Origin of the sequence: Mesorhizobium sp. M7D.F.Ca.US.004.03.1.1, from assembly GCF_003998635.1 — a bacterium.
Lineage (GTDB): Bacteria > Pseudomonadota > Alphaproteobacteria > Rhizobiales > Rhizobiaceae > Mesorhizobium > Mesorhizobium loti.
Window position 1 is genome coordinate 1 of sequence record NZ_RZQG01000170.1, and the last position, 9,003, is coordinate 9,003.

At 61.7% G+C, this 9,003-nt stretch carries 8 protein-coding genes and 1 pseudogene; 2 read left to right on the forward strand and 7 right to left on the reverse strand.

What is annotated here, in order from left to right; translation table 11 throughout:
* Positions 1-199 (forward strand): annotated as a pseudogene (locus EN935_RS12540) (NAD kinase); the annotation flags it as partial.
* A 192-nt stretch (positions 200-391) separates the two neighbouring features.
* Positions 392-1,978, forward strand: a complete 1,587-nt coding sequence (locus tag EN935_RS12545) for a DEAD/DEAH box helicase (protein WP_164548698.1) — start codon at positions 392-394, stop codon at positions 1,976-1,978.
* Between the two features lie 134 nt (positions 1,979-2,112).
* Here the strand turns inward: EN935_RS12545 and EN935_RS12550 are convergent, their stop codons facing one another.
* The 7 genes from EN935_RS12550 to EN935_RS12580 form a co-directional block, all read right to left on the reverse strand.
* The gene (locus tag EN935_RS12550; RefSeq protein ID WP_109671689.1) at positions 2,113-2,718 is read right to left on the reverse strand and encodes a hypothetical protein; all 606 of its coding nucleotides are present in this window, start codon (positions 2,716-2,718) and stop codon (positions 2,113-2,115) included.
* Between the two features lie 247 nt (positions 2,719-2,965).
* Positions 2,966-3,616 (reverse strand): OmpA family protein, encoded by a 651-nt coding sequence (locus EN935_RS12555; protein WP_013531371.1) that lies wholly within the window; start codon positions 3,614-3,616, stop codon positions 2,966-2,968.
* A 175-nt stretch (positions 3,617-3,791) separates the two neighbouring features.
* A complete protein-coding gene (locus EN935_RS12560) occupies positions 3,792-4,160 on the reverse strand; it encodes a GFA family protein (RefSeq protein ID WP_109671690.1) in 369 nt (122 codons plus the stop codon).
* 114 nt (positions 4,161-4,274) lie between these two features.
* The gene (locus tag EN935_RS12565; protein ID WP_109671691.1) at positions 4,275-4,652 is read right to left on the reverse strand and encodes a hypothetical protein; all 378 of its coding nucleotides are present in this window, start codon (positions 4,650-4,652) and stop codon (positions 4,275-4,277) included.
* A 192-nt stretch (positions 4,653-4,844) separates the two neighbouring features.
* Positions 4,845-5,267, reverse strand: a complete 423-nt coding sequence (locus tag EN935_RS12570) for a GFA family protein (protein WP_109671692.1) — start codon at positions 5,265-5,267, stop codon at positions 4,845-4,847.
* Between the two features lie 90 nt (positions 5,268-5,357).
* Positions 5,358-6,489, reverse strand: a protein-coding gene (gene prfB, locus EN935_RS12575; protein ID WP_109671693.1) for a peptide chain release factor 2 whose coding sequence is annotated in 2 segments (ribosomal slippage) — positions 5,358-6,422 and positions 6,424-6,489 — 1,131 coding nt in all. Because the reading frame shifts where the segments join, the coding sequence is not laid out codon by codon here.
* A 117-nt stretch (positions 6,490-6,606) separates the two neighbouring features.
* The coding region (locus EN935_RS12580; protein ID WP_164771101.1) for a penicillin-binding protein 1A at positions 6,607-9,003 on the reverse strand (2,397 nt) is incomplete at its 5' end.

The following is a 9,003-nucleotide window of genomic DNA, read 5'->3' on the forward strand; positions in this document are numbered from 1 at the left end:
GCTCTCCAACAAGGCGACCGTGCGCTTCGACATTCTCGAGCCGGAAAAGCGGCCGGTGAACGCCGCCGCCGACCATACCGAGGTCAAGGCGGTGACCTCGGTAACGGTACGGGAATCACCAACGGCGACAGCAACGTTGCTGTTCGATCCCAATCATTCCTGGAACGAGCGCATTCTGGCCGAGCAGTTCCGCTACTGAGCCGGCGCAGTGACCAACACCTCGATTAAGCATCCCGATTAAGGTTACAACTTCACAATCGCACCAATGCCGCCCGTTTCTGTTGACAAATCGCGGGCTTGCGCCTAATCGCAATACCAATCTTGCAGGCGCGTGGCGCTTGCCGCGACAGACGCCGTTGCGCTTCCCCGAACCAGCCAAAGACAACAACACTTGTCCTCAGACACCACGACCGCTCAAGAAGCGTTGACCTTCGCAGACCTCGGCCTGTCGCCGAAGGTCCTTTCCGCAGTCACCGACGCCGGCTACACCCAGCCGACGCCGATCCAGGCTGGTGCCATTCCGCACGCCTTGCTCGGTAAGGATATTCTGGGCATCGCCCAGACCGGCACAGGGAAAACGGCTTCCTTTGTGCTGCCAATGCTGACCCGCCTCGAAAAAGGCAGGGCTCGTGCCCGCATGCCGCGCACGCTGATCCTGGAGCCGACGCGCGAGCTCGCCGCACAGGTCGAAGAGAATTTCATCAGATACGGCAAGAACCACAAGCTCAACATCGCACTTCTGATCGGCGGCGTGTCGTTCGACGAACAGGACAAGAAGTTGGAGCGCGGTGCCGACGTGCTGATCGCGACGCCCGGCCGCCTGCTCGACCACCGCGAACGCGGCAAGTTGCTGCTCAACGGCGTCGAGATCCTCGTCATCGACGAAGCGGACCGTATGCTCGACATGGGCTTCATTCCCGACATCGAGCGCATCTGCGAGATGATTCCGTTCACCAGGCAGACGCTGTTCTTCTCGGCGACGATGCCGCCCGAAATCACCAAGCTCACCGAAAAGTTCCTGCATGCGCCGGTGCGCGTCGAAGTCTCGAAGGCCGCGTCCGCGGCGACCAACATCATCCAGCGGCTGGTCAAATCCGGCTCCAAGCCATGGGACAAGCGCGAGACATTGCGCAACCTCATCAAGGCCGAAGATGCGGAACTGAAGAACGCCATCATCTTCTGCAACCGCAAGGTCGAAGTGTCGGAGCTGTTCCGCTCGCTGCTGAAGTATGATTTCGACGCCGGTGCGTTGCATGGCGACATGGACCAGCGCGCGCGCATGCAGATGCTGGCCAATTTCCGCGACGGCAAGCTGCGCTACCTCGTCGCTTCCGACGTCGCCGCGCGCGGCCTCGACATCCCGGATGTCAGCCACGTCTTCAACTACGACGTGCCGATCCATGCCGAGGATTATGTCCACCGCATTGGCCGCACTGGCCGCGCCGGGCGCTCTGGAAAATCCTTCACCATCGCGACCAAGTCGGATACCAAGTACATCGACGCCATCGAGCGGCTGATTGGCAACAAGATCGAATGGCATGACGGCGACCTGTCGACAGTGGTCGCCAGCGAAGGCGGCGAGGACGACGCTCCGCGCCGTGGCAAGGGCGCCCCGCGCCGTGCCGGCCGCAAGGACGATGACCGCAAGGACCGGGGTGAGCGCAAACCGCGCGAACGCCACGCCAGGCCAAGCGAAGATGCGGCACCGGCAATGGTACGCGAGGAGCAGCCTGATGTGGTCGAGACCGCGGTCGCCGACATCGGCGAACGGCGCTCGCGCAAGGAAGCGATCCGTTCGGAAAACACCGAGCGCAAATCATCCGATCGCAACGAGCAGCGCGCACCGGAACGCGGCGACACCAGGCCGCAGCGCGACAGCAACCGCCCTGCCCGCCAACGCCACCAGGAAGATAACGACTCCACCGTCGGCTTCGGCGATGACATGCCGGCCTTCATGCGGATCGTCGCCAAGGTCTGACCCCGAGCGAAGGCAAGCCAGCCATCCGGCTTGCCTTCTCGGCAAGGCTCCTAAAGCGTGTCGCGTCTGAACGGGTTCAAACGACCCGCTTTAAGTCTCTGTTCACGTCGACATGGATCAGCCTGGTTCGCCCGTTACATTGGCCCGGGCATCATCTTGGTCGGCTTTTCCAGCATCGGAAACTCGGCCTTGTTGCATTTCACGTTCGGGTTCGTCGGACTGAACATGCCGTTCGGGTTGTCCCCGAGCCAGGCGTGAAGATCATAGTGGACGAACTCTTTCGGGATGAGCGGATAGTGTCCCTCCATCGGGCCCATGAAGGTTTGGCCAAACAGCTTCGGCGGTGCCTTGATGTCCGGCGTCAGCGGCACGAGCCATTCCACGCCCACCAGGCGCAGGCCCTTCTTGGTCGGTTCGTAAATCAGCACATTGGGGTGCATCGGGTCGAGTTTCTGGCCGACACTCGGGACATTGACGAAATGGATACCCATGGCGCCCTTCGGGTAATCCATCGCGCCCGGTATCTTTTCTCCGCTGTAATAGACGCAGCCGACTGTCGACAGATAAAGGTCGCGGACGGCGGCGGTGTAGTCCTCATATTTGGCGAGCGACTTTTTCAAGGCATCGATGTCGGCCTTGTTGGCGTCCTCGGCCAGGGCCGTAGCGATGCCCAACCATGCGCTTGCGAGACTTGTTAAAGCGAGGACGCCGCAGCGCCCAAGGGTGGCTGTTCTTGCCATGCATTCCTCCCAGACTTTCTGATCTGGCCGTGCAAGACCGAGGCGGAAAAATGCTGATTGCGCGGCCAGTTTGTACCGCCTCATCCCCTCCGGAACAGCGATGATGCTATTCCTTTGCATGGCTGCGCGAAAGCTCTTATTTTAGCAAAGACTAATCCTATGGTGCTCCATCTGAAGAGCGCCGACATCAGCTCAAGCAAAAACGGCCCCCACGCGGGGGCCGTTTCGCATTGATTTGCCGAACAGCTCAGGTGAGCGGCGACAACTGAATCTCGACACGGCGGTTCTGGGCGCGGCCTTCGGCTGTCGCATTGGACGCGACGGGACGCGTCTTGCCGAAACCGGTGACGGCGAAGCGGCGCTGATCGACGCCCTGGCCGGACAGATAGTTGGCGACGGCCAGCGCGCGGCGCTGCGACAAGTCGAAATTGTGCTGGTCACCGCCGGTCGAATCGGTGTGGCCGAAGACGTCGACCGTGGTCTGCTTGAACTTCTTCAGCACCAGCGCAACCGAGTTCAGCACCTGGTAGAAGCCGGGCTTCACCGCATCCTGATCCGAGTTGAAGGTGATGTCCGACGGCATGTTGAGGATGATCTGGTCGCCGCTACGGGTGACGCTGACGCCGGTGCCCTCGAGCTGCCGGCGCAGTTCGGCTTCGTTCTGGTCCATGGTGGCGCCGATGGCGCCGCCGGCCAGCGCGCCGATGCCGGCGCCGATCAGCGCGTTGCGGCGGTCATTGCCGCCAGCAAGCAAGCCAAGGCTGGCACCCGCCAGGGCGCCAAGGCCGGCGCCGGCCGCCGTGTTGGAAATCTTCTGGTCGCCGGTATACGGATCGGTGGTGGTGCAGGCACTCACGAGCACAGCCGTCGCCACGACGACGAGCACAGTCTTTTTCATAGGATCGTCCCTCTCCAAGTCACGCCTTGCGGTGGCGCCAAATCAGCCCTTCCCGCGACTTGTACCATGAATTGCGGCGAAAAGCGGAACGGCAAAAGCGCCGCCCATGGCTTTTCCCGGAGGACTAATGCCCGACGAAAGCGCCGCATCGCCGTGCCGGAATGGCCTGATCAGGCTACCAGAGATTCTTGCCGTCGATGATCACCACTTCGACCTTGTCGAGATCGAAATCGTCGAACAGCCGCGAGTTGACGCTGATCTTGGGATTGTCGAAATCCGGCTCGCCGGTCGACCAGTCCGGCGTTTCGGTAAAGGTGCCGCAGCCGCAGGTGGCGCAAAAACCGTGCCTTACGGTTTTCGACCCCCACTCGTAGACAGAAACGTTCTCCGGCGGGCTGGTAAGCTTGAATTGCGATGGAACGTAGTAGGCCCAGAGCGAGCCGCGTTTCGAGCAGAACGAACAGGTGCATTGCGTCACCGTCCGCGGTGCCTGCGAAACCTCGAATGTCGTCGCCTTGCAATGACAGCTTGCCTTGATGGTCATCAACGAACTCCTCCTGTCGCCCGCCGCTCTGTACGGCAAAGGCAGCATAAGGAGGTGCTCCTGACAACTGTCTGTCAGCAGGCATCCACCGAACCACGGAAACCCGGCCTGTCGTCAATAAGAGCGCGGCGGCACGAACAGGCAGATTGTCTTGCCAGCGTCGAGACCGGCCTGATGCGCGCACCAGTGAAACTCGCCGTCCGGGCTGTCCTTGACGCGCTTGTCGCTCATTGGAACGACCTCACCCGTTCCGGCGATGACATAGCCCTCGGGCTTCTCCAACACTTCGCCGGTATGGGTGGTGCGACAATCATAGTTGGCGCAGCATGCGAATGGGTAACTCCAGCCTTGCGGCTTTGCCGCCGTGGGCGTGGCGTCATGTGCGAAGGCAGGTGCCGTCAGCATTGCGGTCGCGCCGATTGCGAGCAGGGAAAACAAAAGTCGGCCAGCCGGTTGAACGGCATTGGCCGATCTGGATGTGGCAGCAGACATGGAAACGTTCCTTTCAAACGAGCGTCAAGCGTTTCGCTTGCCCGTTCCCGGAACGTGTCTTCCCAGCGGCCAGATCGTCAGCTTGCAGATATGCCGCGACCGGCCATAAATGCTTTTTGTCTCCCCTCAATGCCGTGATGGTGAGCGCAAATGTGAGTCGACGCAAGAAATTGCTGCGTGGCCGGCCGAAGCCTATTCGTCGACGGATCCAGCTGCCACGACGTGCTCTTCATACTGCGGCAGATCGTCAGCGATGGTGAACCAGCCGGCCTTCGAGCCGACGAAAATATGCGCGGTCGGACGGATGGCCGGATCGTCGACGAGGGTTCCCATGGCGACATGGACGTAGGCGCCATCGCGCACGAGCGAATAAAGCAAGGAGCCGCACCGGCCGCAATGCGCGTCATGGCCGCTTTCGTCGCCGAAGATCAGGAGCTTGTCTTGCCCCGCGGTGAGGGCAAACTTGCCGCGTTCGATGCCGGCGAAAGGCTTGAAGGCCGAACCGGTGGTGCGCCGGCAGTTCGAACAATGGCAATTCCCAGCATAGATGAATTCGTCGGCGACCTCGTAGTGAACCGCGCCGCAAAAGCACTTTCCGGTGAGCTTGCTCGGCACTCTCTCCTCCGTCGCTGTGGTGCGCAGGGTATGTTCAGATTCAGGTCAGCCCGAGTTTGCAGGCCGGCCTCACCTGAATATGAGCATACACTAGTCCAGGTCCGCCACGGCTTCACCGGCACCGCCTTCGATGCGCTGCGACAACGAGGCTTCCATGAAATCGTCGAGGTCGCCATCGAGCACGCTCGACGGGCTGGTGCTCTCGACGCCGGTGCGGAGATCCTTCACCAGCTGATAGGGCTGCAGCACATAGGAGCGGATCTGGTGACCCCAGCCGATGTCGCTCTTCGACGCTTCGGTGGCGTTTGCAACCGCCTCGCGCTTTTTCAGCTCTTCCTCGTAGAGGCGCGAGCGCAGCATTTCCCAGGCCTTGGCCTTGTTCTTGTGCTGTGAACGTTCGGCCTGGCAGGCGACGGCGATGCCAGTGGCCAGATGTGTGATACGCACCGCCGAATCGGTGGTGTTGACGTGCTGGCCGCCGGAGCCGGACGAGCGATAGGTGTCGATGCGGACGTCGGATTCGGAAACGTCGATCTCGATCGTGTCGTCGATGACCGGATAGACCCAGACGCTGGCGAAGGACGTGTGCCGGCGCGCATTGCTGTCATAGGGCGAAATACGCACCAGGCGATGCACGCCCGATTCCGTCTTCATCCAGCCATAGGCATTGTGGCCCTTGATCATCAACGTGGCGGACTTGATGCCGGCCTCCTCGCCGTCATGCACTTCCAGCACCTCGACCTTGAAGCGGCGTCGCTCGGCCCAGCGCGTGTACATGCGCAGCAGCATCGAGGCCCAATCCTGGCTTTCGGTGCCGCCGGCGCCGGCATGGATTTCGAGATAGGTGTCGTTGGCGTCGGCTTCACCCGACAGCAGCGTCTCGACCTGGCGCGCCTTCGCCTCGCCCTGCATCGAGCGGATCGCGGCTTCAGCCTCGGCGATGACGCCCTCGTCGCGTTCTTCCTCGCCGAGCTCGATCAGGCCGATATTGTCTTCCAGCGCCTGCGTCAGACCTTTCACCGAGGCGATGCCTTCTTCGAGGCCCTGGCGTTCGCGCATCAGCTTCTGCGCTTCCAGCGGCTCGTTCCAGAGGCTGGCATCCTCGGCGCGCACATTGAGGTATTCAAGCCGCTTTATGGCCTGATCCCAGTCAAAGATGCCTCCTCAGCAGGGTTATCGCCTGCCTGATCTCGTCGACAATATTCTGCGTTTCCGCGCGCATGGCTGGCTGTTCTGTCCTGTTTGCTGAAATCGGTCGGCGCGATACATAGGGAGGCCGCCGCCGGCTGTAAAGCAAAATGGGCTGGCGCAAGGCCAGCCCATCCGCTCATGAAAATCGTCAGTAGAGGCCGCCGCCGCCGGACTGGATGGCTTGATTGGCCTGCGGCGACAGCGCGCCACCGGTGGCATTGGAGCCGTCGGCGCCCATGCCGATCACCCAATAGCTGTCGGCGGGACCGGTGCCCGGCTTGAAGGCTTCGATGATGGTGCCCGGATCGCCCGATGCGGCACGCATGCCGGTCTTGCGGTTGATGGCGACCAGGTTCATGCCTTCGGGCACCTTGAAGTCGACATTCGGCGTGCCGTCCAGCGCCACCCGCATGAAGTCCTTGAAGATTGGTGCTGCGAGACCACCACCAGTGGCGCCATGACCCAGGCCGCGCGGCGTGTCGTAGCCCATGTAGAGACCGACGACGAGGTTGGGCGTGTAACCGATGAACCAGGCGTCCTTTTCGTCGTTCGTCGTTCCGGTCTTGCCGGCGATATGGCGGCCAAGTTCGCCGATGGTGGCACCGGTGCCGCGCTGCACGACACCCTCCATCATCGAAGTGATCTGGTAGGCCGTCATCGGATCGAGCACCTGCTCAGAATTGTCGACCAGTTCAGGCTCCGGCTGGTTCTGCCATTCGGGCGCATTGCAGCCCTGGCAGCCACGTTCATCCTGCTTGAACACCGTCTTGCCGTAGCGATCCTGGATGCGGTCGATGAGCGACGGTTTGATCGACTTGCCGCCATTGGCCATGATCGAATAGGCCGACACCATGCGCATCACGGTCGTTTCGCCGGAGCCCAGCGCCATCGGCAGATAGGGCGCCAGATGGTCGTAGACGCCAAAGCGCTCGGCATATTCGACGACCAGCTTCATGCCCATGTCATTAGCAAGCCGCACCGTCATCAGGTTGCGCGACTTCTCGATGCCGGAGCGCAGAGTCGCCGGACCAGCGACGGTCCCGTCGTAGTTCTTCGGCGTCCAGGTCGTGTTGCCGCTCTGGATGGTGATCGGCCCGTCCATGATCACCGAAGCCGGCGTATAGCCATTGTCGAGCGCCGCCGAATAGACGATCGGCTTGAACGAGGAGCCCGGCTGGCGCATGGCTTGCGTCGCGCGGTTGAATTCGGACTGCGCGTAGGAGAACCCGCCGACCATGGCCAGCACGCGGCCGGTATGCGGATCCATGGCGATCAGGCCGCCCTCAACCTCTGGAACCTGGCGCAGGCTGTAGGCATTGTCGGAGCCATCGTTCTTCTGCACAAAGATGACGTCGCCCGGCTTCAACACCTCCGCCGGCGACTTGGCCTTGACGGTCTTGCCGTCGACCACATGGCGCATGGCAAAACCCATGTCCTCCTTGCTGACGGTGCCTTCGACGCGTTCCTTGACGATGTCGCCGGATGCCTGGCGCGCGGGCTGCAGGCCGATCGACAGGCCTGTCGCCGAACTGTCGAGCACGACGGCGAGCGACCACTCGGGAACATCCTCCAGCCCCTTGACGGCGCCCAGCGGGACGCCCCAATCGCCGGACACGTCGATTGATTTCACCGGTCCGCGATAGCCGCGCAGCGTGTCGTATTTCATCAAACCGTTCTGCATCGCCGTGCGGGCAATGAGCTGGACCTTCGGGTCAAGGGTGGTGCGAATGGACAGGCCGCCCTCATAGAGCGCGTTCTCGCCATAGCGGGCGATGATCTGCCGGCGAACCTCTTCCGTGAAATACTCGCCAGCGAAAAGATAGGAGCCGGTGCGGCGCGGGGCAACGCCAAGCGGCTCGGCTTTCGCTTTCGCACCCTCTTCGGGGGTGACGTAGCCGTTCTCGACCATCTGGCCGATGACCCAGTTTCGCCGCTCAAGCGCGCGATCGGCATGCTTGAAGGGATTGTAGTTGGCCGGACCTTTCGGCAGCGATGCCAGATAAGCGGCCTCGGCCACAGTCAATTCGTTCACCGACTTGTCGAAATAGGTCAGTGCGGCGCCGGCGACACCATAGGCGTTGAAGCCAAAGAAAATCTCATTGAGATAAAGCTCAAGGATACGGTCCTTGGAATAGGCCTGTTCGATGCGAAACGAAAGGATGGCCTCCTTGACCTTGCGTTCCAGGGAGCGCTCGTTAGTGAGGAGGAAGTTTTTGGCAACCTGTTGGGTGATCGTCGAACCGCCCTGCATCGGTCCACCCGAAACGTAAGTGAGCGCCGCGCGGCCCAATCCCGTTATGTCCACGCCAGGGTGGGTGTAGAAATTCTTGTCCTCGGCCGACAGAAAGGCCGCCTTGACACGGTCGGGGATCGCCTGAATCGGCAAATATAGGCGCCGTTCGCGCGCATATTCCGCCATGAGAGAGCCATCCGAGGCATGGATGCGGGTAGTCACCGGCGGCTCGTACTTGGCCAGCACTTCGTAGTCAGGCAGATCCTTTGCCACATGGCCGATGTAGATCGCAACGCCCGCCGCGACCAGAAG

Bases quoted from the DNA above. Each gene is read 5' to 3' on its own strand.
- EN935_RS12550 (WP_109671689.1), bottom strand. From the start codon at position 2,718: ATGGCAAGAACAGCCACCCTTGGGCGCTGCGGCGTCCTCGCTTTAACA.
- EN935_RS12555 (WP_013531371.1), bottom strand. From the start codon at position 3,616: ATGAAAAAGACTGTGCTCGTCGTCGTGGCGACGGCTGTGCTCGTGAGT.
- EN935_RS12560 (WP_109671690.1), bottom strand. From the start codon at position 4,160: ATGACCATCAAGGCAAGCTGTCATTGCAAGGCGACGACATTCGAGGTT.
- EN935_RS12565 (WP_109671691.1), bottom strand. From the start codon at position 4,652: ATGTCTGCTGCCACATCCAGATCGGCCAATGCCGTTCAACCGGCTGGC.